This window comes from Vibrio clamense, assembly GCF_050337905.1.
GTDB classification, from domain to species: Bacteria; Pseudomonadota; Gammaproteobacteria; order Enterobacterales; family Vibrionaceae; genus Vibrio; species Vibrio cortegadensis.
Window position 1 is genome coordinate 381,572 of sequence record NZ_JAKJTJ010000020.1, and the last position, 24,427, is coordinate 405,998.

18 protein-coding genes are annotated in these 24,427 nt (G+C 42.6%); 9 read left to right on the top strand and 9 right to left on the bottom strand.

The features are described from left to right. Positions 1 to 3: 3 nt before the first annotated feature. The 3 genes from folP to rlmE form a co-directional block, all read right to left on the bottom strand. Positions 4 to 834, bottom strand: a complete 831-nt coding sequence (gene folP, locus L4C39_RS06855) for a dihydropteroate synthase (RefSeq protein WP_017054109.1) — start codon at positions 832 to 834, stop codon at positions 4 to 6. Between the two features lie 117 nt (positions 835 to 951). Next, positions 952 to 2,898, bottom strand: a complete 1,947-nt coding sequence (gene ftsH, locus L4C39_RS06860; protein WP_017054110.1) for an ATP-dependent zinc metalloprotease FtsH — start codon at positions 2,896 to 2,898, stop codon at positions 952 to 954. Between the two features lie 107 nt (positions 2,899 to 3,005). Next, on the bottom strand, positions 3,006 to 3,635 hold the full coding sequence (rlmE, locus tag L4C39_RS06865) for a 23S rRNA (uridine(2552)-2'-O)-methyltransferase RlmE (RefSeq protein ID WP_017054111.1): 630 nt from the start codon (positions 3,633 to 3,635) through the stop codon (positions 3,006 to 3,008). Between the two features lie 113 nt (positions 3,636 to 3,748). Between rlmE and yhbY the strand changes: the two genes are divergently transcribed. Further along, positions 3,749 to 4,045, top strand: coding sequence for a ribosome assembly RNA-binding protein YhbY (gene yhbY, locus L4C39_RS06870; protein WP_017054112.1), 297 nt, complete (start codon positions 3,749 to 3,751; stop codon positions 4,043 to 4,045). An 85-nt stretch (positions 4,046 to 4,130) separates the two neighbouring features. Here the strand turns inward: yhbY and greA are convergent, their stop codons facing one another. Continuing rightward, positions 4,131 to 4,604 carry a transcription elongation factor GreA gene (greA, locus tag L4C39_RS06875; RefSeq protein ID WP_113799192.1) on the bottom strand — a complete coding sequence of 158 codons (474 nt, stop codon included), beginning with the start codon at positions 4,602 to 4,604 and terminating at the stop codon, positions 4,131 to 4,133. Between the two features lie 508 nt (positions 4,605 to 5,112). Between greA and L4C39_RS06880 the strand changes: the two genes are divergently transcribed. Together L4C39_RS06880 and dacB are read left to right on the top strand one after the other, a co-directional pair. Then, positions 5,113 to 6,138 (top strand): porin, encoded by a 1,026-nt coding sequence (locus L4C39_RS06880; protein ID WP_136995550.1) that lies wholly within the window; start codon positions 5,113 to 5,115, stop codon positions 6,136 to 6,138. A gap of 117 nt (positions 6,139 to 6,255) precedes the next feature. Next, complete coding sequence (gene dacB, locus L4C39_RS06885) at positions 6,256 to 7,671, top strand: serine-type D-Ala-D-Ala carboxypeptidase (RefSeq protein WP_113799196.1); 1,416 nt, start codon at positions 6,256 to 6,258, stop codon at positions 7,669 to 7,671. Here dacB and L4C39_RS06890 read toward each other — a convergent pair. Continuing rightward, the gene (locus L4C39_RS06890; RefSeq protein ID WP_017054116.1) at positions 7,650 to 8,495 is read right to left on the bottom strand and encodes a magnesium transporter; all 846 of its coding nucleotides are present in this window, start codon (positions 8,493 to 8,495) and stop codon (positions 7,650 to 7,652) included. The two genes, dacB and L4C39_RS06890, sit on opposite strands and share 22 nt — an antisense overlap. Positions 8,496 to 8,647: 152 nt before the next feature. On the opposite strand from L4C39_RS06890, the gene L4C39_RS06895 reads away from it, so the two are divergent. After that, a complete protein-coding gene (locus tag L4C39_RS06895) occupies positions 8,648 to 8,812 on the top strand; it encodes a hypothetical protein (protein WP_216599518.1) in 165 nt (54 codons plus the stop codon). Positions 8,813 to 8,938: 126 nt separating this feature from the next. Here the strand turns inward: L4C39_RS06895 and tyrS are convergent, their stop codons facing one another. Further along, entirely contained in the window at positions 8,939 to 10,126 is a 1,188-nt protein-coding gene (tyrS, locus tag L4C39_RS06900; RefSeq protein WP_017054118.1) for a tyrosine--tRNA ligase, read from the bottom strand. Between the two features lie 127 nt (positions 10,127 to 10,253). Here tyrS and shyC point away from each other — a divergent pair, with 127 nt between their 5' ends. Then, complete coding sequence (gene shyC / locus L4C39_RS06905) at positions 10,254 to 11,543, top strand: peptidoglycan DD-endopeptidase ShyC (RefSeq protein ID WP_429745121.1); 1,290 nt, start codon at positions 10,254 to 10,256, stop codon at positions 11,541 to 11,543. A 169-nt stretch (positions 11,544 to 11,712) separates the two neighbouring features. Here shyC and L4C39_RS06910 read toward each other — a convergent pair whose 3' ends face one another. The 3 genes from L4C39_RS06910 to erpA form a co-directional block, all read right to left on the bottom strand. Next, positions 11,713 to 14,847, bottom strand: a complete 3,135-nt coding sequence (locus L4C39_RS06910; RefSeq protein ID WP_371711743.1) for an efflux RND transporter permease subunit — start codon at positions 14,845 to 14,847, stop codon at positions 11,713 to 11,715. 8 nt (positions 14,848 to 14,855) lie between these two features. Continuing rightward, positions 14,856 to 15,947: an efflux RND transporter periplasmic adaptor subunit gene (locus L4C39_RS06915; protein WP_113799204.1), complete on the bottom strand. Its 1,092-nt coding sequence runs from the start codon at positions 15,945 to 15,947 to the stop codon at positions 14,856 to 14,858. Between the two features lie 213 nt (positions 15,948 to 16,160). Next, positions 16,161 to 16,502: an iron-sulfur cluster insertion protein ErpA gene (erpA, locus tag L4C39_RS06920; RefSeq protein ID WP_017054122.1), complete on the bottom strand. Its 342-nt coding sequence runs from the start codon at positions 16,500 to 16,502 to the stop codon at positions 16,161 to 16,163. A 284-nt stretch (positions 16,503 to 16,786) separates the two neighbouring features. Between erpA and hemL the strand changes: the two genes are divergently transcribed. The 4 genes from hemL (at position 16,787) to L4C39_RS06940 (ending at position 24,171) form a co-directional block, all read left to right on the top strand. Continuing rightward, a complete protein-coding gene (hemL, locus tag L4C39_RS06925) occupies positions 16,787 to 18,082 on the top strand; it encodes a glutamate-1-semialdehyde 2,1-aminomutase (RefSeq protein WP_429745124.1) in 1,296 nt (431 codons plus the stop codon). A 252-nt stretch (positions 18,083 to 18,334) separates the two neighbouring features. Next, on the top strand, positions 18,335 to 19,420 hold the full coding sequence (locus L4C39_RS06930; protein ID WP_017054125.1) for an AI-2E family transporter: 1,086 nt from the start codon (positions 18,335 to 18,337) through the stop codon (positions 19,418 to 19,420). 119 nt (positions 19,421 to 19,539) lie between these two features. Next, the gene (gene rsmC, locus L4C39_RS06935; protein ID WP_429745127.1) at positions 19,540 to 20,562 is read left to right on the top strand and encodes a 16S rRNA (guanine(1207)-N(2))-methyltransferase RsmC; all 1,023 of its coding nucleotides are present in this window, start codon (positions 19,540 to 19,542) and stop codon (positions 20,560 to 20,562) included. Between the two features lie 219 nt (positions 20,563 to 20,781). Further along, complete coding sequence (locus tag L4C39_RS06940) at positions 20,782 to 24,171, top strand: response regulator (protein ID WP_261888879.1); 3,390 nt, start codon at positions 20,782 to 20,784, stop codon at positions 24,169 to 24,171. The last annotated feature ends 256 nt before the right edge of the window (positions 24,172 to 24,427 follow it).

Genomic DNA, 24,427 nt, shown 5'->3' on the forward strand with positions numbered 1-24,427 from the left:
CAATTATAAATTTCGAGTAGTTGCGTTGACAATTTTCATCGCTTCTATTGTCTCTTCAACATCGTGGACTCGAATAATTTGAGCTCCTTTTAAAGCAGCAATCGTTGCACATGTTACGCTTGCGACCATGCATTCCGCAGGCGCTTTATCGAGTAACTTAAATACCATTGATTTACGTGACATCCCCGCAAGAATCGGCAAACCAAGAGCATGAAATTGATCTAAATGCGCAAGAAGTTGGTAATTATGATCGATTGTTTTCCCAAAGCCAAATCCAGGATCTAAAATCAGCTGTTCTTTCTGAATTCCTACCGCTTCACACGCCGCGATTCTCTCTTGTAAGAATGACGTTACATCAACCAACAAGTCTTGGTACGACGGTGTGATTTGCATGGTGCGCGGCTGCCCTTGCATATGCATAAGACAAACAGGAACTTGCGCCTTTGCTGCCACTTCTAACGCTCCCGGCTCTTGAAGTGCCCGAACGTCATTAATTAGATCTGCCCCAGCGGCAATCGCTTGCTGCATCACCTCAGCTTTACTGGTATCGATAGAGATCCAAACATCGGATATTTCTCGGATCGCTTTAATGGCAGGAATGACTCGGTTCAACTCATCTTCCAACGTAACATCCGGGGCTCCAGGCCTTGTTGATTCCCCACCGATATCAATGATGCTTACGCCAGCATCAATCATGCGCTGAGCTTGAATCAGCGCTTTATCTAACGAATGATACTTTCCACCATCAGAGAAGGAGTCAGGAGTCACATTAAGAATCCCCATCACATGTGGGCGATCGAGGTGAAGCTGTTTATTATTTGCTTTTAAAATCATCGTTGGTTATACCCCAAGAAAACACATATCGCTCTTCGATATACTCATGCTCATTATCGCTAAACGACAGAAACAGAAAAGCCCTGAGTTTCCTCAGGGCTTAATATCATAATTCAATTATTCTGAATCTTTATCTTTCGTTTCAACGTCCGGTTTCGGTTCTGTATCTTGAGTTTCAGCTGCTGGTTTTACTTCAGCTTTTGCTTCGCTCTTAGCAGATTCACTACCGTTAACTTGATCAGCCCAACCTGCTGGTTCGCGAATATCGTCTTTGCGTTCCATTAAGTCATCAATTTGGCCAGCATCAATCGTCTCATATTTCACCAATGCATCTTTCATTGAATGCATGATATCCATATTTTTCTCAAGAATTTTTCTAGCTCGGTCGTAGTTACGATCTATGATAATTCGAACTTCGTCATCAATCAGTTTAGCCGTGTCATTCGAAACATGTTTCGTTTGAGTTACGCTACGGCCTAAGAACACCTCACCTTCATCTTCTGCATAAAGCAGAGGACCAAGTTTTTCAGAGAAGCCCCACTGAGTCACCATCTTACGAGCAATATCAGTTGCACGTTCGATATCATTTGATGCGCCAGTAGAGACTTTGTCTTTACCGTAAATCAACTCTTCAGCTAGACGACCACCGTACAAACTAGAAATCATTGATTCTAGATGTTGGCGATTCATACTCACACGATCTTGCTCAGGTAGGTACATCGTCACACCTAAAGCTCGACCACGAGGAATAATAGAAACCTTATACACTGGATCGTGTTCAGGAACTAAACGACCAACAATTGCGTGCCCAGCTTCATGGTAAGCCGTCGATTCTTTCGTTTCTTCAGACAACACCATTGAACGGCGCTCAGCACCCATCATGATTTTATCTTTGGCAAGTTCGAACTCAACCATAGAAACGTTACGTTTATTACCACGAGCAGCAAATAGAGCAGCTTCATTGACTAAGTTTGCAAGGTCGGCACCAGAGAAACCTGGAGTACCACGTGCAATTAGTGATGGTTCAACATCGCCCGCTAGTGGAACTTTACGCATGTGGACTTTCAAGATTTGCTCACGACCTCGAACATCAGGAAGTCCAACAACCACTTGACGGTCAAAACGACCAGGACGAAGCAATGCAGGGTCTAGTACATCAGGACGGTTGGTTGCAGCGATAACGATAATACCTTCGTTACCTTCAAATCCATCCATTTCAACAAGCATTTGGTTTAGTGTTTGTTCACGTTCATCGTGTCCACCACCAACACCTGCGCCACGTTGACGACCTACAGCATCGATCTCATCAATAAAGATAATACAAGGTGCTGCTTTCTTCGCTTGTTCAAACATGTCACGCACACGAGATGCACCAACACCAACAAACATTTCAACAAAGTCAGAACCTGAAATAGTAAAGAACGGTACTTTTGCTTCACCAGCAATCGCTTTAGCAAGTAGCGTTTTACCCGTACCAGGAGGACCAACTAACAAGATACCTGTAGGGATCTTACCACCTAGCTTTTGGAAACGGCTTGGGTCACGAAGGTAATCAACTAGCTCTTTTACATCTTCTTTTGCTTCATCACAGCCAGCAACGTCAGAGAACAATGTTTTGATCTGCTCTTCGCTCATCATGCGAGCTTTACTCTTACCGAAAGACATCGCGCCTTTGCCGCCACCGCCGCCTTGCATTTGACGCATGAAGAATATCCATACACCGATAAGCAAGATCATTGGGAACCAAGAGATAAAGATAGTACTTAGTAAGCTCTGCTCTTCTGGCGGAGTACCTTGTACTTTCACTTTCTGATTAATTAAGTCGTCAAGAAGCTTGCTGTCATAAACGGGCATGTAAGTAACAAACTTAGCACCACCACTACGACGAACATAGGTTATTTGACTGTCATTAAATTGTGCTTCTTGTACTTGGCCTTGGCCAACTTCTTGTACAAATGTGGTGTAATCAACCGCTCTGCCGTTACTTTCACCAGGGCCAAAGCTCTGAAATACCGACATTAAGACGACTGCGATTACTAGCCACAGGATTAAATTTTTTGCCATGTCACTCAAGGTGTAAGCCTCGCGATAACTAATTGTAATTAAAGGTAGGGTACTACAGTTTGTAACCTGTAGCTATAGTGTTAAGTTTTGCTTTTGCAAGCAAATCGTTAACCTTTGTAACCAGTGGCTACGATATAGACTTCACGGGAGCGAGCTCTCGAAGAATCTGGTTTTCTTATTTTAACTGCTTTGAACATATTGCGTATTTCCTTGGTGTACTGATCAAATCCTTCACCTTGGAATACTTTAACTACAAAGCTACCATTTGGGGCTAGAACTTGTCGACACATATCCAACGCTAATTCAACCAAATACATACCTCTTGGCTGATCTACCGAAAGATTTCCAGCCATGTTCGGAGCCATATCAGACATCACAACATCTACCATGTCAGGCTGAATTCTTTCTAGCAAGGCCTCTAATACCGCATCTTCACGGAAATCACCTTGCAGAAAAGCCACTCCCGCAATGGAATCCATTGGGAGAATATCACAAGCAATAACTTGTCCTTCCTCGCCAACAATTTCTGTTGCATATTGTGACCAACCTCCAGGTGCAGCACCTAAATCCACCACTGTCATACCTGGTTTCAGCAATTTATCTTTATTCTGAATCTCTTCAATTTTGAAAATTGCACGTGAACGATATCCTCTTTTTTTGGCTTCATTCACATACTTATCATCAAAATGTTCTTTCAACCAGCGGCCTGAACTGGCCGAGTGTTTCTGTTTACTCATTAGATTCCTAACTCGTTGGTCGACATCAATGCCTAATAAATTATAGTCTTCGGGATTAGATGGCGCTAAAATAGGTTTTTTCAACCCTTATAATAAAGAAAATTGGCCGCATAATGAACCTAAGCACCAAACAAAAGCAGCACCTAAAAGGCCTAGCTCACAGTTTAAAACCTGTTGTGCTAATGGGCGCAAATGGACTAACTGAGGCTGTTCTAGCGGAAATCGATCTTGCTCTGAATCACCATGAACTGATCAAAATCAAAGTCGCATCAGAAGATCGCGAAACTAAGCAATTGATTATTGACGCTATTGTTCGTGAAACAAGCGCAGAAAAAGTACAAACTATTGGTAAAACATTAGTACTATTCCGCCAGACACCTGAGCGTAAAATCGAGATCCCTCGTAAATAACAGTTCGCATTAATTGCAAACTTTGTTACGAAATAGAAAAAGGCCGCATTGCGGCCTTTTTAGTTTTCAACGCTAAAATTGAAAATTAAATATATTCTACTTTATCAATTTCAAAGTCTTTATCGCCACCAGGAGTCGAGATAATCACTTCATCCCCCTCCATTTTGCCCACTAATCCGCGTGCAATTGGTGATTTAACAGAAATTCTGCCAGATTTAATATCCGCTTCATCTTCAGAAACAATTTGATATTTCACTTCTGCGTCGGTATCAACATCGATCAAAGTAACGGTAGTACCAAAAATAATTTTTCCGGTATTTTCCATTTTAGTCACATCAATGATCTGAGCAACAGATAGCTTATATTCAATATCACGAATTTGAGCTTCACAGATACCTTGCTCTTCACGAGCAGCATGATATTCAGCATTCTCCTTTAAATCGCCAAGCTCACGAGCTTCGCCAATTGCAGCTGAAATAATAGGACGCAGCTTCAACAATCTTTCTAATTCTTCTCGCAGTTTACTTTCACCACGAAGGGTCATTGGAACCTTTTCCATTACGTAACCTCTATGCCAAAGTTTTCTTTGGACAAAAAAACCCTCTTAGCACAACAGCTAAAGTAGGGATTAACTAACATGCTATTAGTTTAAACAAACTCAAGAGCTAAATCATCTTAATTAATTTTTCCAAGCATGAAACTACCATTCGACTCACAGGAATTAATTTTTCGTGGCTATCAAAAATAGCTAAATCGATAGAAATTGGGCATACCAATATAAAAAAAGCTAAAAAAAACGCAAATCCCCGCCAAAAGAACATTCGATATAAACAATATAAAACAACAGCTTATACCTATAAAAATGCAATGAAACAGTGTTCATAACTTTCATTTATATCATTTTACTAACGAGCTGATGAACTTTAGGGGTAAAAAGTAACCACAGATTACTTGAGCTTGCTTCGTACATCGCAGATATAGCGAATCAGATTTAAGCAAATAGAGAGTACTCGAGCGGGAACTTCCTCTCGCATAATTTATGGACAGTAAATTTAGGACTTATAACAATGAAAAAGACATTAATTGCACTTTCTGTAGCTGCTGCTGCAATCGCTACTGGCGCAAACGCATCTGAACTCTACAATCAAGATGGTACTTCTCTAGAAATGGGTGGCCGTGCTGAAGCTCGTCTATCTATGAAAGATGGCAAAGTTGAAGACAAATCACGTGTTCGTCTTAACTTCCTAGGTAAAGTTGAAATCCAAGATGGCCTATACGGCGTTGGTTTCTACGAAGGTGAATTCGTAACTGACCCAGCAACAGTAACAGACACTAATGGTAATGACGTTTCTGTTGATAGCCTAGATAACCGTTACGCTTACGCTGGTATCGGTGGTGAATTTGGTGAAGTAACTTACGGTAAAAACGACGGTGCTCTTGGTGTAATCACAGATTTCACTGATATCATGGCTTACCACGGTAACTCTGCAGCAGACAAACTTGCGGCTGCTGACCGTACAGACAACATGATCTCGTACAAAGGTTCTTTCAACGCTCTAGATGTTAAAGCAAGCTACCGTTTTGCTGACCGTGTTGAAGGCACAACAACTAACCCTGGCGAATACGGCGACAACGGTGAAGATGGTTACTCTCTATCTGGTATCTACACTATCGGCGAAACTGGCCTAGCACTTGGTGGTGGTTACGCGGACCAAGCAGACCAAAACGAATACATGCTAGCAGCATCTTACACAATGGGTGATCTATACTTCGCTGGTGTATTCACTGACGGTGAAAAAGACAAGAAAGATGCAGACTACACAGGTTACGAGCTAGCAGCAGCTTACACTATGGGTCAAACTGTATTCTCTTCTACTTACAACAATGCAGAAACTGATGGCGAAACATCAGCAGATAACATTGCTGTAGATGCAACTTACTTCTTCAAGCCTAACTTCCGTGGCTACGTATCTTACAACTTCAACCTAATCTCTAAAGGCGACAAGCTAGGTGAAGTTGGTGCTGGTAACGGTTCTGCAACATCTATGGATGCTGAAGATGAACTAGCTTTAGGTCTACGTTACGACTTCTAAGTCTAACCTGATTCTAAATTAGTCTCAGATACAAAATGAATTTAAACGCCTGCTCTCTAGCAGGCGTTTTTTTATGTATGTATACTCATAACTACTCCTTTTCTAGAAGTTTTTATTATGCGTTCGCTATTGCTTGTTTGTTGTTTACTGTTTTCTCAATTCTCTCTCGCATATTCACCTACTTCTCATTTGCCAAATGGCAGCCGTAGCAGTTTAATCATTCAATCATTGTCTTCAGATAACGCTGTCATAAAGCAAGACTCATCTTCACTCTATCCTCCAGCCAGCACTTTAAAACTATTAACGGCTCTCGCGACCAAGTTAGAGCTAGGTGATGATTTCTACTTTCCGACCACTCTTGAAAGAAGCGGCCGAGATCTGATTATTCGCTTCTCTGGTGATCCAACACTCACAAGAGCTCATCTAAAGCAGTTGTTCATCCGGCTAAAGCAGATGGGGACTCATTCGATAGACGGTAACCTCTGGTTAGATAATTCAGCATTTACTGGATACCCGCGTGCGGTAGGCTGGCCTTGGGATATTTTAGGGGTCTGCTACAGTGCACCATCTACCGCAATTACTCTCGATGGCAACTGTATTCAGGCATCAATCTATACTCAAACTAATGGCTCAACGCGCGTTCACGTCCCACAACATCAACCGATCACCGTTTCTTCAAATGCCACTACGGTATCTAAAGCAGGACAAAATGCGACGCAGTGTGATTTGGAACTGCAAACCTTCGACAATAATCGCTATGCACTTTCCGGCTGCTTAGTATCGCGTACAAAGCCTCTGCCTTTGAAATTTGCTCTTCAGCAACCCGAACTCTATACACAAGCTTTAATCACTCAGATTTTGCATGAATTAAACATGACAATCAGCGGAGATATTTTCATTGGCGCTCCTGCGAACAAAGGTTCGAGTGAATTCATCGCTGAGCACCGTTCAGAAAAGCTCCCACAGTTACTCGATATCATGCTAAAAAAATCGAATAACTTAATCGCAGACAATTTAACAAAAACGCTAGGTGCGCACTTTTTTGTCCAACCGGGCAGTTTTGGTAATGGCACACAAGCGATCAAGCAAATACTGTTTGCAAAAGCGGGTATAGACTTAACAGATGCACAACTGGTTGATGGTTCTGGGTTATCAAGAAATAACCGCATAACCGCATCGGACATGTCTCATGTTCTGCACTATATCTGGGAAAATGATCAGCAACTTGACTTGATAAAACTGATGCCTGTCGCTGGAAAGAATGGAACCTTGAAATATCGCTCTAGCATGAGAAAAAACCCAATTTCAGATCAACTTATCGCTAAAAGTGGTTCTTTATACGGTACTTACAATATGGCGGGATACGGTTTAAATAAAAATGGTCAACCTGAAACGATGTTTATTCAATTTGTGAGTGACTACTTCCCAAGTAAGAGCGGCGATGGCAAACCAGTCACCGCTCCTATCACATTATTCGAACAAGAATTTTATCGTGATGTTTTAAAAGCAAGTCAGGCTAAACCTAAAAAGTAATTCACCACGGTAAAGTAGATCCACATACCTGAAATATCAACGATCGAGGCAAGTACAGGACTAACTAGAACCGCAGGATCAAGCTTGATGACTCTGGCTAATATTGGCAATAGCCCTCCTAAGGTCGTTGATATCGTCACTTGGATAAACAGAGCGACTGCAATAGCAAAAGCAATCAAATGGATATCAAATCCCCCTGTTGATTGAGCATCGCCAAATAATAGTATGCGCCCCATCATTACAGCTGAAATCGCAATCGCTAGGCATATCGCCACCCGGCTCTCTTTCCAAAGAACAGATATCCACTGCCTTTTCTTAAGATCTCCAGTCGCTAACGCCCGTATCACCAATGTCGCCGCTTGCGTGCCAGTATTACCACCGGCGGCAGCGATAACTGGCATATAAATCGCGAGCAACATCAATTGGCTTAATGTATTTTCATACTGAGCAATAATCAGCCCAGAGATGATACCGAACAAAGCCAGAATAACGATCCAACCGACTCGCTGTTTAACGTGCTCCAGCACACTCGTCGCCAAATACCCCTGAGTGGTCTCCGCTTCTGAACGAATGAAACCCAATTGGTGAGCATAATGACGCGCTCGTTTGTCATAACCTTCCAGCTCTAACAGTGAGAGTAACTCCTGCACATACCCAACCGTGCAGTGATTCAAAACCCCCACGGCTTCTTCAATCGACATCACCGTCAATAAGTGGATCTGGTGTGACTGTTCATATTGTAAAAACGCATTCGTCGCAGCGCTGATCTCCGCATTCGAAAAATGAGTATTGTGGTGTTGAAAAATGTTGTTCATTACCGTCATGGCGAATCTCCCGATTGGCATTGGTAACGACCATCTGTATAGCTCAAGCGCACGGCAAGATACCTATACAAAAGTACATATAAGAGAAAATAGATTGGGAAAACTGGATACAGCATCATTAAAAATAAGCAATAGAGTCATGCTCATTCAGTTTGACAGGAATAGTCCCCTACCGTTGGGTAGGAGTGAAGATCACCGATACCGAAACGGGTTATTTTGCTCCCTTAGCGCTTTTTACCCAGCAACTGGGAGGATGGTCGGTATGGTTCATAAAAATCTCCAAAGATACTGCCTTACTGGCAGCGGCGGTATTCTAACAAAAAAAACAAACCAAGCCCATGAATTAGATGAGTAAAGCATCACATTTACTTCGTTTTTTAAGTATAAAAAAAGGCATCATCACGATGCCTTTTTGAATTACGTTCTACTATTGATAACCACTATTATTTGATCGTAATACGAGCAAATTTACGCTTACCAACTTGGTAAACCGCCGTTCCAACTTCAGGAACGAGTTTATTATCTTCAATTTTAGCGCCATCAATCTTAGCTGCGCCTTGCTTGATCATACGCATCGCATCTGAAGTCGAGTTCACTAAAGCCGACTCTTTTAATACGTTAGCAATTGGCATACCTGCTTCAAATTCAAACTCAGGCATATCTTCAGGTATTTGATTCTTCGCGAAACGGTTCACAAACTCTTGCTCTGCTGCATCAGCATCGGCTTCTGAGTGGAAACGAGCGATGATCTCTTTAGCCAATAGAACTTTCACATCACGTGGGTTCTTACCTGCATCAACGCCTGCTTTCAATTCCGCAACTTCTTCAAGTGGGCGGAAAGAAAGGAGTTCGTAGTAGCTCCACATCAAGTCATCTGAAATAGACATGATTTTACCAAACATTTCGCTTGGCGCTTCGCTAATGCCGATGTAGTTATGTGCCGATTTAGACATCTTCTTAACGCCATCTAAACCTACCAATAGCGGCATCATCAATACAGCTTGAGGCTTTTGTCCGTGTGCTTTTTGTAGTTCACGACCCATCAGTAGATTGAACTTCTGATCGGTACCACCAAGCTCGACGTCCGTTTCCATCGCAACAGAATCGTAACCTTGCAGTAAAGGATACATAAATTCATGAATAGCGATTGGCTGACCACCAGCATAACGCTTTTTAAAGTCATCACGTTCAAGCATACGAGCAACGGTTTGGTTCGATGCTAAACGGATCATACCTTCAGCACCTAATTCAGATAACCATTCAGAGTTGAACTGAATTTTAGTACGTGCCGGATCGAGAATTTTAAATACTTGCTCTTTATACGTTTCAGCATTTCTCAATACATCTTCACGGCTAAGTGGTGGACGCGTCGTATTTTTACCTGACGGGTCTCCAACCATTGCTGTGAAATCACCAATAAGGAAAGTAACTTCATGGCCGAGATCTTGAAAGTGACGCAGTTTATTAAAAATAACTGTGTGACCAAGGTGGATATCGGGTGCAGTTGGATCGGCACCTAGCTTAATACGAAGAGGACGATCCTCTTTCAGCTTTGCAATTAGTTCTTCTTCCGGTATTAGCTCTTCTACACCGCGTTTAATTTCAGCAAGTGCTGCTTCAAAACTCGCCATTGTTGGTTGCTCCCACAGATTTGGCAAAATATGTTATCCAGACATATTACTGAATAGAGATGTTTTTTGAAACCAGTTAAACTATTCCGTTGTCTATTTTCACAAAAAATACAGAACGAACCTGAACATGTTGTCGATTTTTACCCGCCTACCTTGGATTCATAAGACATTAATTGTCTTTTTTAGCGCCATTATTTTTGTTGCGCTGTTTTTATTACCCGATGCTAGCGATCTAAGAACAGATGAAAGCCGCCTAGAACTAGGGCGACATTATCCTTTGGCGATTAATGCAGAGGCGCTTTCCCCTGGTCAGGACATATTGCCTACGACAGTACTAAAATGGGAATCGCACAAAGTTCAATCCGGTGAGAGTGCTTCTGTTCTTTTCAAACGCATTGGGTTATCCGCACGTTTACTCTATAACCTCGTTTCAACCAATAAAGATATCAAAACTCAACTCACCAAATTGAAACCAGGCGACAAGCTCATTTTCGGTTTTGATGAAAACAATGAGATGGTACAGCTCAAACGCAATATCAGCGCATTTGAAACATTCAAAGTCACTCGGACTGACTCTGGGTTTCAATCTGAATTCGATAAGAAAGAGATCAATTACCAGTACAATTATGCGGAAGCAGAAATCACATCCAACTTCTGGAATGCTGGCATTTCATCAGGATTAACCGCGAACCAAATCATGGAATTGGCTGGCATATTTGGCTGGGATATTGACTTCGCCTTAGACATCCGAGAGAACGATAGCTTTAAAATGCTCTATCAAGAGAAAGTGGTGGAAGGTGAAGTGATTGGCAGAGGTAAAATAATGGCCGCGGTATTTACCAACCAAGGGGATACCTTTACTGCCATCCTTGATGATAAAACGGGCAACTATTACGACGAGAAAGGGCGTGCTATGAAAAAAGCATTTCTACGCTCTCCTATTGATTTCCGTCGTGTTACCTCAAACTTTAACCCTCGTCGTAAACACCCAGTGACAGGAAAAGTTCGTGCTCACAGAGGTACGGATTATGCAGCTCCAGTAGGAACGCCTATTTGGGCTGCTGGTGATGGTATCGTGCAAAAGTCTAGCTACAACAAATATAACGGTAATTACGTTTTCATTCGCCATAGCAATACCTACATCACCAAATACCTGCACATGAAACGTCGCATGGTGAAAACAGGCCAACGAGTGAAACAGGGACAAACGGTAGGGACACTAGGTGGAACCGGACGAGTGACAGGCCCCCACCTACATTATGAATTCCTAGTAAATGGCGTACATAAGAACGCACGCACGGTTAAACTACCGCAATCAAAATCGCTAACAGGCAAAGCGAAAGCAACCTTTATTGCCAACGCGAATATTCGATTGAATAAACTTGAACGATACGGCCAATTGCTCGCTAAACAGTAATAGGCATAGACAATAATTGTTATGAAATCGTGATCAATAGAGAGTGGTGAATAGACATCTCGCCACTCTCTATCTCTTTACCTCTGTATCTCTACCTCTTAAAGAGAACTCATTAATGCTCTTTCTTGGAGCTCTCAAATTCAACTTTATCTCTTTAAGCTCTAACTATTTAAGCATCGTCAGACTTTAGTTCTGCCAGTTGTTTAGGCTCAGTTACTGCCGCCTTGGATTTATCTCGCCCTAGCATCAATAAGCATGGGGTTAACACGAGAGTCAAAACGGTAGCAAACGCTAATCCACCGGCAATAGACGTCGCCAACTGTGACCACCACTGCGTACTCGGAGCACCAAATTCGATCTTTTGATTAATCAGATCAATATTCATCTCCAGTACCATTGGCATTAATCCCAATATGGTCGTAACGGTCGTCAGCATCACGGGCCTTAAACGCTGAACACCAGTACGTAAAATGGCATCTTGTTTGCTTAGCCCACGCTTGATCAATTGGTTAAAGGTATCAATCAATACAATATTGTTGTTAACCACAATCCCAGCAAGCGCAATCACGCCAATACCTGACATCACAATGCCAAACGGACGTTGGAAGATCAGCAACCCTATAAACACACCGACAGTAGAGAACAACACCGCACTCAAGATCAGTAACGCCTGATAGAAACTGTTGAACTGGGTAATTAGAATCAACCCCATCACCGCCAATGCAACCATGAAGGCGCTCTGTAAAAATTCAGATGAATGTTCTTGTTCTTCATTCTGGCCACGAATTTTAAATTCAACACCGCTAGGCAAATTCAACTCGGTGAGCGCTTGCTGAATTTTGGGTAGTTCAAGGGCAAGGTTATAACCTTCTTCCATATCCGCCATAATACTGATCACTCGCTGGCCATCGGTTCTATTGATGGTGTCCTGCTTATGATCTGGCACGATTTGAGCGAAATTGGTAATAGGAACAAGACCGGCAGGCGTCTTTATTCTTAATTGGTCAAAGCGTCCTATATCTCGCTTATCTTCAGGGAAGCGCACTAAGATATCGACTTCTTCTGTTGCATCATCAGGAAGATAATCTCCAATCTTGAGCCCATTAGTGACGAACTGAACGGTATTTCCCACTAATGTCGCATCAGCAGAGAAACGAGCGGCATCCCCTCTACGAATATCAATTTTCCAATCTATTCCCTCTTTACTTGAGGTATCACTGATGTTTGTAAGGGCCGGGTTATTATCAGCCCAATGGCGAACTAACTTAGCCGCACCATCTAATGAATCAGGAATTCGAGCAAACATCTCTATCACTAAGTCATTTTCTACCGGAGGGCCAGCATCAGGGAATTTATACTCTATTTCAACGCCCGCGAATTGATTAGTTGTCTGTTTTAACTCATCAATAATGTCCTTCACACGGCGTCGATATTGCCAGTCCACAGGGGTGATCTGAATTTGTCCAATTTCATCATCCCCTCCCGTTCGGGTATAAACGCTCTCAAACTCCTCATGATCTAACATCACCTGTTCAATTCGGCTCATGATCACATCTTTCTCATCAATAGAGAGATCACCATAAGATCGCACTTTCACCGTAAAGAAAGGAGGATCCACTTCAGGGAAAAACTCCGCGCCTAAACCTGCTTTTGAATAGGTAAACCCGACACTCACCGCAAGCAATATTGAACACAGTAAGATTTTCAGAGGGTGCTTAATAGCAATTGATAACGTGTGGTAATAGAGCTTGGTCAGACCCGTAGCTTTCGAAAAATCACCATTATGTAAAGCTAACATTTTCTCTTTATTTTTTGTCGAGACATGCTGTGGCTTCCCAATCAAACTGCCTAACACCGGAATAAATAGCAGCGCCATCACAAGAGATGCCGATAAGGTGGCAATTAATGTCAATGGCAAGAACTTCATGAACTCACCCGTAATATCAGGCCAGAAAAGCAGTGGTGCAAATGCAGCAAGTGTTGTTGCCGTTGATGCAGTGATTGGCCAAGCCATTCGTTTCGCCGCATCTTGGTATGCTTCCCTCTTTGGCGTGCCTTCTTGCATTCTTCTGTCTGCAAATTCGGTCACCACAATGGCGCCATCCACCAGCATTCCAACCGCCATGATCAAAGAGAAAAGCACCACGATATTAACGGTTAACCCAAAAACAGACAGCACTAGCAAGCCAGTTAGGAATGAGCCAGGGATAGAGATACCAACAAGCAGCGCGGTACGAACACCTAAAATCGCAATAATGACGATAACCACTAAGATGATGGCAGATAGAATATTATTTTGCAGATCATTGAGCATGATCTCGACATCTTTAGATTCATCCCAGGTGTATTTAACCAGAAGGTTACTAGGCCATTGGTCAAGCTTCTGCGCTTCAACCATCACCGCTTTGACTAACTCGACCGTCTCTATGATATTTTCGCCAGCGCGCTTTTTAATATCGAGCACCACCGCGGATTTACCATCCAGTCGAGCAAAACTTTCTGGATCGCGAAAAGCACGTCTCACGGTCGCCACATCACTAAACGTGATCACCTGTTTACCGTCAACCTTGATTGGCAGCTCTAGTACATCTTTTAAAGAATCGAACACTGAAGGGACTTTTACCGAGAAACGGCCATAACCCGTATCAACAAACCCGGCGGCAACGACTCGGTTATTCAGCGCGATAAGGTTGTAAATGTCTCCTTGGTCAAGCCCGTAGCTCTCCATCAATAGAGGGTCAACAATAATCTCAACGATATCGTCACGATCCCCTGCTATATCGACTTCTAGTATTTGGCGGTAACTCTCCAGTTTATCGCTTAACTGCCTTGCTAACTGGACAATGGTTCTTTCTGGTACCGTTCCATAAAGGACAACCGATAAGATGGGCTGCTCTGACGCTAATGTCACTTCATTTACAGTAGGTTCATCACTGTCTGCGGGAAGTTTAGGTTTCGCAAGATCGACCGCATCTCGAACATCCGCCATCGCTTTACTTAGGTCGACACCAACGTTAAATTCAAGAACGACCGAAGCGTGCCCTTCAGAAGCGGTGGCGGTCATCTCTTTAACACCTTCAATAGAGCGTAACTCTTGCTCTATTGGACGAACTAGAAGGCGTTCAGCATCATCTGGCGAAATACCTTGATGCCCTACTGATACATAAATAATAGGTATGGTTATATCGGGACTAGACTCTTTAGGAATAGCTATATAAGTACCAATTCCAGCAATCAAAATCAGCACCAACAGCGTTAACATGGTTCTTGCCCGAGATAAGGCGGCATCAATAATGGAATACATAGTGCCTCCTAGTTTTGTTGTTCAGAAAATTCAATCGCAATCACTGAATCACCATCACGCACAAAACCTTGCCCTATCGTAATGATATCAACCTTCTTTCCAAGCCCCGTCAACCACACGCCATCTTGTTCAGCTTTAACCAATTGGATTGGCACAAAGTGAACCATATCTTGTTGCAGAGTTTTAACGCCTAAGTTGCCTACATCATCCAAGGCGAGCATTGCAGGCGTAATTTTAATGGCAAGTTGAGATTCTAGGCTCAAGGTCACCTCTGCACTTATCCCTGCTGGGATTTTCTTATCCGTATTGGCGATGGCTATTTCGATAGGAAAAGTATTCGTTGATTCTGAAGACATACGAGAAATATAGCGAAGCTTGCCAGCGACAGTCGAACCATCGAGTAGCTTTATCCTTGCATCTTGCTGAGCTTGAAGGCTTTGGATATGTCGTTCACTGACATCGGCTTTTATCACCAGTGGATCTAAATCGATCAATGTTGCAACAGGATCGCCTACACCAACAAAATCTCCGACTTCGATATTCAATGCTTCAACCACACCACTAAAAGGGGCTCGAATTAATGTGTTACTTAAGGCGAGTTTCGCATTACTCACTGCCGCTTTAGCTTCCGTTAAAGAAGCTTGTGCAGAGGTATAGGCAACTTCACCTTGTAAACCACGACTTTTAAGTGAATCTGCTGCTTTAAATTCTTTCTGCTTTAAACGTAACACGGCATTCGCTCGTTCAAGCTGAATGGCTAGATCGCCTTTATCGATTTGAACAATGGCTTGGCCTTTTTTAACAGCATCACCTTTTTTGATTTTAACCTGCGTCACCTTCCCTGCAATTTCAGCACCTAAAGTCGCTTGTCGATCTGGAGCCGTACGACCGTACAGATCGATCTTTTTATCGGTAGCTTGCGCGTTGAAAGTTTGATAGACCACTTTCGCCAATGGGATGGTTTGAGATTTATTATTGCTCGGCGCTTCTTGAGCACGCAATGCACCAAGGCCAAGCCAAATGGAGAGAAAAAGAAGGAGTAGAAATGAGATGAGCCAAGGTCGCTGGGTAAAAAAGCCACCAGCACGGAAATTCAGCATATGAAGTCCTTTTTAATAAGGTCTAAAGCGTCAATACCAACACCAGCTATCTACATTTCTGGTATCAGTATTACCGCTCAAAATTTCACGCAACATCCTTAACGTAAAATTTATACAGTTATTCTATAAAGTAACTGCTTAAGACTTCATTTGCTGTGAAGCGTTTCACTTTACCCACGATAGATATCGTCAATACGGGTATAACAAAACTCACTAGACACTAAATGATGCACCACAGCCACAAGTGGTTGTTGCATTAGGGTTATTCACAAAAAAGCGAGCCCCTTCAAGGCCTTCAGTGTAATCCACAACGCCACCAATTAAATATTGAAGGCTCATAGGATCGACAACTAAAGTAACGCCGCTATTTACAATGGTCGTGTCACCTTCATTTACGTTTTCATCAAAAGTGAAACCGTATTGGAAGCCGCTACAACCACCACCAGTAATATAAACGCGTAATTTTAATGCTGGGTTCTCTTCTTCCGCAATTAAAGTGTTTACGCGTGTTGCTGCTGCGTCTGAAAAAGACAGTGGTACATTTACTTCGCTCACGACAACCTCTCTCGTGTAATGACCCGTTAAATTGAGTATCGTAAAAACTCATGTTAACAGGTGTATCTTTTTTAATAATACCGCGATTATCTAATACCTGACTGTTTCGTTCAAGTATTCACCGATACTATTCCGCATTTCTAGCCCTTTCATTTCCTATCTACCCCTCAAATATTTTGATTAAGCGTGAAAAATGTCAGAAATTTGGCCAAAACATTTCTAGTTCGGAGTGTGATAGGTACAATGCGTGACAATTGGTCCGAACAATCAAAAGAGGATATATCATGACCAAATCATCAGAGCTGTATCAAAAAGCACAACACACCATTCCAGGTGGTGTAAATTCACCAGTTCGTGCATTTAACGGTGTTGGTGGCTCGCCAATTTTCGTAGAACGTGCTGACGGTCCGTTAATTTTTGATGCTGATGGTAAAGCATATATTGACTATGTTGGGTCTTGGGGTCCAATGATTCTTGGCCACAACCATGCTGTTATTCGTGAAGCTGTGATTAGCGCGGCTCAACGTGGTTTAAGTTTCGGAGCTCCAACCGAAATGGAAATCAACATGGCTGAATTGGTTTCTGAAATGGTTCCATCAATGGAACAAGTGCGCATGGTGAGCTCAGGTACTGAAGCAACAATGAGTGCTATCCGTTTGGCTCGTGGCTTTACAGGCCGAGATAAAATTCTTAAGTTTGAAGGTTGTTACCACGGCCATGCAGACAGCCTACTAGTAAAAGCGGGCTCTGGCGCATTAACACTTGGCCAACCAAGCTCACCAGGCGTACCTGCTGATTTTGCAAAATACACATTAACCGCTACGTTTAATGACCTTGAATCAGTTCGCGAACTGTTTGCTGCGAATAAAGGTGAAATCTCGTGCATCATTGTTGAACCTGTTGCCGGTAACATGAACTGCATCCCGCCAGTTGAAGGCTTCCATGAAGGTCTGCGTGAAATTTGTGATCAAGAAGGTGCGTTACTGATTTTTGATGAAGTAATGACAGGCTTCCGCGTGGCTCAAGGCTGTGCTCAAGCGCATTACAACATCAAACCTGATTTAACGACTCTTGGTAAAGTCATTGGTGGCGGCATGCCAGTGGGTGCTTTCGGTGGTCGTAAAGAAGTAATGCAATATATCGCACCGACAGGTCCTGTATACCAAGCGGGTACATTGTCAGGCAACCCTGTTGCAATGGCCGCTGGTTTCGCATGTTTAACTATTCTAAAAGAAGACGGTCATGCACAACGCCTTGCTTCTAAAACAGAGCAAATCGCTTTGGGGTTAAAACAACGAGCAGACGAGTATGGTATCCCTCTACTCGTAAACTATGTAGGCGGTATGTTTGGTTTCTTCTTCACGGATCAACAGAGTGTGACTTGTTTTGATGACGTGACAAAATGCGATGTTGAACGCTTTAAACGCTTCTTCCACCTGATGTTAGAGCACGGTGTTTACCTTGCACCATCAGCTTTTGAAGCAAGCTTTACTTCGCTAGCTCATGGCTCTAAAGAAATTGAAGCCACACTAGAAGCGGCAGACCGCTGTTTTGCTATTATCGCAAAAGAAGCAGAATAACTTAATATTGAGCAGTAGAAAGGCTGAACTCAGCCTTTCTACTTATTACCAACTTTCTTTATTGCCAATTTACAGCAACAAGTATCAATAATCCCACAAGAAGCAACGAAAACCATGGAACTTTACGTTTAGGCGCTTTCTTGCTACAACCACTATCTTTCCCACAACAGCCCATAAATAAAACTCCTGATTGATCACTTTCTGCTTTAACGTCATTATAAACTTAATCAAGACTACTTTAGAGACTTAATTTTGCAGGATAAAATCAAAATTACATCTAGCCATTGGGTTATCGTTGTGGCGCTCCTCGCAGCGGCTTATGCCTGTTATTTATTGATAGAGCCTTATGTCAATTCGATTGTCATGGCCTTTATCATTTCACTGTTGATGTTCCCTATTCATAATTGGCTAGAGAAAAAACTGCCTAATAAAGCCAACATTGTTTCCCTATTATCCTGTGTCATCCTCACCTTTATAATCGTTATTCCATTGCTGGCGGTTTTTGCCGCTATTGTTCAGCAGGGCTCATCCTTCTCACACAATACTTATCAGTGGGTATCTCATGGTGGTATTCAAGAGCTCTTTGCTCACCCATTAGTAGTCAAGGCTCTTGCTTTTATCAATGAGTATCTTCCTTTTGACACTATTGAACCACAATCTATTGCCCAAAAAGTTGGGGAATTCGCCACATCATTTGGTTCAAATTTGGTTGCCATTAGTGCGAGAATTCTTGGGGATGCCACCAACTTCCTAATGGATTTCTTCTTGATGCTATTTGTGCTGTTCTTTTTGCTTCGCGATCACGACAAGATCATCAGTGCGATCCGCCATATATTGCCTTTATCTCGCAGCCAAGAGGACAAACTACTCTCGGAAATCGAACAAGTCTCAAAATCCGCAGTGATGGGATCTTTTCTTACTGCCATTGCACAAGGCTTTGCTGGCGGGATAGGTATGTGGATCGCAGGGTTCCCAGGACTTTTCTGGGGAACCATGATGGGATTTGCCTCTTTCATTCCTGTCGTAGGAACGGCCTTAATTTGGATCCCTGCGGCAATTTACCTATTTTTAACCGGAGATACCACTTGGGCGATCTTCTTAACGGTATGGAGCGTTGCGATTGTCGGTTCTATTGACAATCTATTGAGACCATTCTTAATGCAAGGCAGCGCGGGGATGAATACCCTGATGATTTTCTTCTCATTACTGGGCGGGATCCAACTATTTGGCTTAATTGGTCTTATCTATGGCCCTATTATTTTCGCTATCACTATGGTGCTGTTTAATATCTATGAAGAAGAATTTAAAGACTTCTTAGATAAACAAGACAATAATTAATTCACACTCTCTCTATCCACGAGAGAGTGCTGAAGAGCATTAAAATATCTTCAAGCAAAGGGCAGATTATGCGAGAATCTGCCCTTTCGTATTTTCGCTTGCCATTAATTGAGTTCATCATGTCTGTTTATACAACACCGAGTCAAATCGCCCAACGTCAGCTTGCCTACTTTGAAGGAAAGCATGTACTTGTTGCTGGCGAAGTCGAAGATCTGTTTCCTATCGAGTTAGAAAAACACTGTGCATCGGTGAGTGTATTCACAACTCATTATGGCTATTACCGCCAGTTAGAAGCTCACTCATCTATCTCTCGATATTTTGGTGCTGAATTTACGGCAGAAACTCCAGCCGATATGATTTTATTGTATTGGCCAAAAGCCAAAGCAGAAGCGGAATACCTTCTTGCCATGTTATTGGCGAAGCTAGGTACAGATACCGAGATCATCGTTGTTGGCGAAAACCGCTCTGGCGTAAAAAGTATCGAAAAAATGTTCCAAGCTTATGGGCCTGTGAAAAAATACGATTCAGCTCGCCGTTGTTCGTTCTATTGGGGACAATGCACCGAACAAGTAGCCGATTTTGCACTACAAGATTGGTTCAAAACCTACACCGTCCAATACGCAGAACAGACGTTAACCGTAAAAAGTTTACCTGGTGTATTTAGTCATGGTGAATTTGATATTGGCAGTAAATTACTGCTTGATAGCCTACCAGCACTTTCTGGTAAAGTTCTAGATTTTGGTTGCGGCGCAGGGGTTCTCAGTGCAGTGATGGCAAGCCAAAATCCAGATATTGAATTAGAACTCTGTGACATTAGCGCATTAGCCGTTGCCTCAAGCCAAGCGACTCTGGAAGCTAACGGATTACAAGGTCGTGTTTTTGCTTCTGATGTCTATTCAGATTGTAGCGATGACTACCAATTTATCATCAGTAATCCCCCTTTTCATTCAGGTTTAGATACCAGCTACAGCGCAACGGAAACACTGCTAGCGAAAGCTCCAACCCGCATGACACGTAAAGGTCAGCTGTTTATTGTGGCGAATAGTTTCCTCAAATACATCCCGATTATCGAGCAAGCTTTTAGTAATTGCGCGACGATAAATAAGACCACCAAATTTGCGATTTACCACGCGTCCAAATAGCTAATTGATAGAGTACAGAATAAAATCTGTGCTCTATTTTCTCTATTTTCCGTTTCATTAAGCAAAAAATGCGTCTTTGAACACGCTTTGCATCACACTTACTTGTCAAAGTAAAAAAACTCGTTAATTTCGTTAGATTAGAAACCCTTTAATCCTTCACTCTGTTTTGATTACCTCGTCAATGTTGTCAAAACCGCCACGGAAATTAACGCCTTATTTATGTTTAGGTTCTATCGAAAGCAAAAATTCAAGCGCCTTCAGAATACTTTAATGATGGCTTTTCTTGTTTTAAGTATCACACCTTTAACTGTGATTGCTGTCTTTTTTCTCCAATCTCACAGCACCGATCTTCAAGAGCAAAACACCTCACACCTCTTATCGGTTCGAGATACAAAACAACAGCAAGTCATTGATTATCTACAAGCTCAAGAATCAGAAGTGATGGGCTTTGTTCGTTCAGAACTCGCCTATGCCAGTGGTGGGCGTTTTTATGGCTTAGTGAACGCTTTTCAACGCTTAGGGATGGATATCGATCAAGCGAGAGCCCATGCTCAGCAACGATATATCAAAGGTTCAGGCAACCAAATAAAAACGTCAATCCTTCCAGAATCCAGCAGCTATGTTGGAAGCGAACGTTATCGCCTACTTCATAAACGCTATCACTCTGCTTATCTAGAATTGCTTAAACGTGCGGATTTTGATGACATTCTATTAGTAGATCTTGAAGGTAATGTCGCCTATTCCACCTATAAACATGATAACTACGGCACCAATTTACTGACAGGTCACTATAAAGACTCAAACCTTGGCATTACCTTTAAAAAACTGGCTGATGAAGTGCAATCTAAACGCAAGAGCAATGAAGATTACACCCCTGTGATTATGTCGGACTTTTTAATTGAGAACGGAAAACAGGTAGCGTGGTTAGGTGCGCCAATTGTTCAGCAAGGGTACCTACACAGCTACGCAATGTTGCGCCTACCAAGCAATGGCATTACAAAGTTAATCACGGATATTAATAAAACCTCCTCAATGCAAACCCTATTGGTTGGCAGTGATCACCTACCCAGAACCCTCGCGCATAGCCAAGACGACATCAACACCAGTTTAAAAGTTGTTGATAAGGCGTTAAGCGGAATCACGGGGGTCGGTAGCTATATCAATGCTAAGGGCGAAAGCACCATTGCCGCTTATGCTCCTATCGCACTGAAAAGTAGTACTTGGGCACTGGTGGTTGAACTGCCTGAAAATGAAGCTTACGCCCGAATTCAGCAGCTCGAAAAACTCTTTGTGCTTGTCATGCTGACCGCGATTATTTTAGTTTTTATCGCTTCTCACTATTTATCCAACTTCATTACATCTCCACTTTTAAAGCTCACTTGGGCAGCAGAAAAAGTGTCTGCTGGAGATCTCGATGAGAATGTCATCAATACCGATCGTAAAGATGAAATTGGACGCTTAGCGATCAGCTTCTCCCGTATGCAACGTTCCATTCGAGAAAAAATTCAACTTATTGAAAGTCAAAACAAGGAACTTGAGCAAAACCTGAAGTTAATCCAAAAACAAAATGACGATCTACAACTGGCAAATAAACTCAAAGATGAATTCTTAGCAACCACTTCACATGAATTACGAACACCATTGCACGGAATGGTGGGCATTGCCGAAGCTCTCATTTCAGGTGCGAATGGTCCGATCCCTGCCCATCAGAAATATCAGCTCGACATTATCATTAACAGTGGTCAGCGACTTGCGACATTAGTCGACGACCTACTGGACTACCATAAAATGCGCTACGGCAGCTTGGACATTCAAAAGTCAGCCGTCGATATTTCTAGTGCGACCCGTTTGGTGTTGGAACTGTCCAATCACTTACTCGGCAATAAACCCATTCGCATCATTAACCAAATCACCACCAACGTTGCTTTCGTTTCTGCGGACCCTCAGCGATTGGAACAAATCCTATATAACTTAATTGGTAATGCCATTAAATATACCTCTGAAGGCAAGATTGTTATCTCTGCCAACATTGTCGATGACTCAGTTCGAGTGCAAGTGGTCGATACAGGCCAAGGCATTCCTGCAGAACATTTAGAGCATATTTTTGAACCCTTAATTCAAGCAGGTCAAGATGCTGGACGCTATCGTCAAGGAGCCGGTTTAGGGCTATCCATCACTCGTCAACTCATTGAGTTAATGGGTGGGGCTCTGTATGTGAGTAGCCAACCTATGGTAGGGACCACATTTAGTTTCACTCTGCCCATCGCGAATGAAGAAGAGATTGCCTCATCTTATAACATGACATCGCTCAACCACTTTAAGGCTCCCGATGCCTTTGATGTCATAGAGGGTGAAAGTACCGCACTGCCTGAAAATAGCGATGGACCTCTGCTTATTGTCGCCGACGATGAGCCTGTTAACTTACATGTCCTCGATAGTTTCTTACGCCTTGAAGGCTATCGTGTTCGCACCGCTAATGATGGGCCAGAAACTATTGAACTGATTAAACAGGAGAAGCCTGAGTTATTACTATTAGATGTCATGATGCCAGGAATGAGTGGCTACCAGGTGTGCGAAAAATTAAGAGAAGAGTACGATCATGCCGAGCTTCCTATTTTAATGTTAACCGCCCTAAACCAAACGGAGGACCGCATTCGAGGCTTCCAAGCTGGTGCTAATGATTATTTGTCTAAACCTTTCAACAAACAGGAGCTTGCTGCTCGAATTATTGCCCATTTAACGGCCAGCAAAGCCGAGCTCCGCCGAATTGAAAATGATCAATTACAGTTAGAGTTAAAACACCGCGCAATGGTCGAAGCGAACTTACTAGAAACTCAAGGCCGCTTGCTTGAACAACTAGAATCAGCTCCAGAAGCTATTATCTGCATTCGAGATGACATGCGTATTCGCTTTGCCAATGACGCGGCATCGAAGCTATTTAGACGCTCTCAAGAACAACTTAAACGCTCAATGGCCGATGAAATCATTGCTCCAAAATACCTTAATGTGACGCAAGAGCATTATTGTGGAGACGTCGATATCTACGTTGAAGACATTCGACAGCATATCTCTACTGATATTCTTAAATTAGCAAAAGGCTCCGGTTTGCATGCCATGTATATATTTAACATTGGGGGCGGTGTTAATGCGGCACGTATCAATAACCTAGAGACAGCAGTAGAAGCACTATCAAGTTACGCTTTTGAAGGCGATAAAAATAAACTTCAGCAACTTAAAGAGCTTGGCGGTGAATTTACTCGCCTTGCGGATAAAGCTGTGGGTGAAGGAATGAACAAGCAAGATTTAATGCGTGAAATCTTAGTGGATGCAATGACCAACGCACTCGACTACTGGGAGAGAGTCACCGATCAGTCTAAATTTGCATTCGCCGAACAGAGTGGTCTATGGCGCGTCTATTTAGACAGAAGCACTCTACAAACCCGCACCTTGGACAAATACCTACGAGTCGAAACCCTGCCGAAAACGCCTCGCTGGCGAACGGTATTAAGCTCAATTGAGTTTATATTAGAACATTGCAAAGAGCAGAGCCCAGAACGAGCTCATATTGAAGTGCTACGCGATAAACTACAAAAGCTGTTAACGAGTTAACTCGCTCTATTTAGGAATAAAGCCTGCATTAAACATGCAGGTTTTTTTTATCTTTAACACTCGACAATGACCTACCCTCCCATTTTTACTCTTATGAAAGTTGGTTGTTTCTCTTCATAAAAAAAGAACCATAAGCCACAATAATTCCGACCAAATTGATACAAAAATCACCGATAGTTTCCATAGAACATCATCAGTTATCTCACTTTGCGAACTTAATCACAACAGAACGGCAGATTTAAATTCACGCGATAAA

Bases quoted from the DNA above. Each gene is read 5' to 3' on its own strand.
- folP (WP_017054109.1), bottom strand. From the start codon at position 834: ATGATTTTAAAAGCAAATAATAAACAGCTTCACCTCGATCGCCCACAT.
- ftsH (WP_017054110.1), bottom strand. From the start codon at position 2,898: ATGGCAAAAAATTTAATCCTGTGGCTAGTAATCGCAGTCGTCTTAATG.
- rlmE (WP_017054111.1), bottom strand. From the start codon at position 3,635: ATGAGTAAACAGAAACACTCGGCCAGTTCAGGCCGCTGGTTGAAAGAA.
- yhbY (WP_017054112.1), top strand. From the start codon at position 3,749: ATGAACCTAAGCACCAAACAAAAGCAGCACCTAAAAGGCCTAGCTCAC.
- greA (WP_113799192.1), bottom strand. From the start codon at position 4,604: ATGGAAAAGGTTCCAATGACCCTTCGTGGTGAAAGTAAACTGCGAGAA.
- L4C39_RS06880 (WP_136995550.1), top strand. From the start codon at position 5,113: ATGAAAAAGACATTAATTGCACTTTCTGTAGCTGCTGCTGCAATCGCT.
- dacB (WP_113799196.1), top strand. From the start codon at position 6,256: ATGCGTTCGCTATTGCTTGTTTGTTGTTTACTGTTTTCTCAATTCTCT.
- L4C39_RS06890 (WP_017054116.1), bottom strand. From the start codon at position 8,495: ATGACGGTAATGAACAACATTTTTCAACACCACAATACTCATTTTTCG.
- tyrS (WP_017054118.1), bottom strand. From the start codon at position 10,126: ATGGCGAGTTTTGAAGCAGCACTTGCTGAAATTAAACGCGGTGTAGAA.
- shyC (WP_429745121.1), top strand. From the start codon at position 10,254: ATGTTGTCGATTTTTACCCGCCTACCTTGGATTCATAAGACATTAATT.
- L4C39_RS06910 (WP_371711743.1), bottom strand. From the start codon at position 14,847: ATGTATTCCATTATTGATGCCGCCTTATCTCGGGCAAGAACCATGTTA.
- L4C39_RS06915 (WP_113799204.1), bottom strand. From the start codon at position 15,947: ATGCTGAATTTCCGTGCTGGTGGCTTTTTTACCCAGCGACCTTGGCTC.
- hemL (WP_429745124.1), top strand. From the start codon at position 16,787: ATGACCAAATCATCAGAGCTGTATCAAAAAGCACAACACACCATTCCA.
- rsmC (WP_429745127.1), top strand. From the start codon at position 19,540: ATGTCTGTTTATACAACACCGAGTCAAATCGCCCAACGTCAGCTTGCC.
- L4C39_RS06940 (WP_261888879.1), top strand. From the start codon at position 20,782: ATGTTTAGGTTCTATCGAAAGCAAAAATTCAAGCGCCTTCAGAATACT.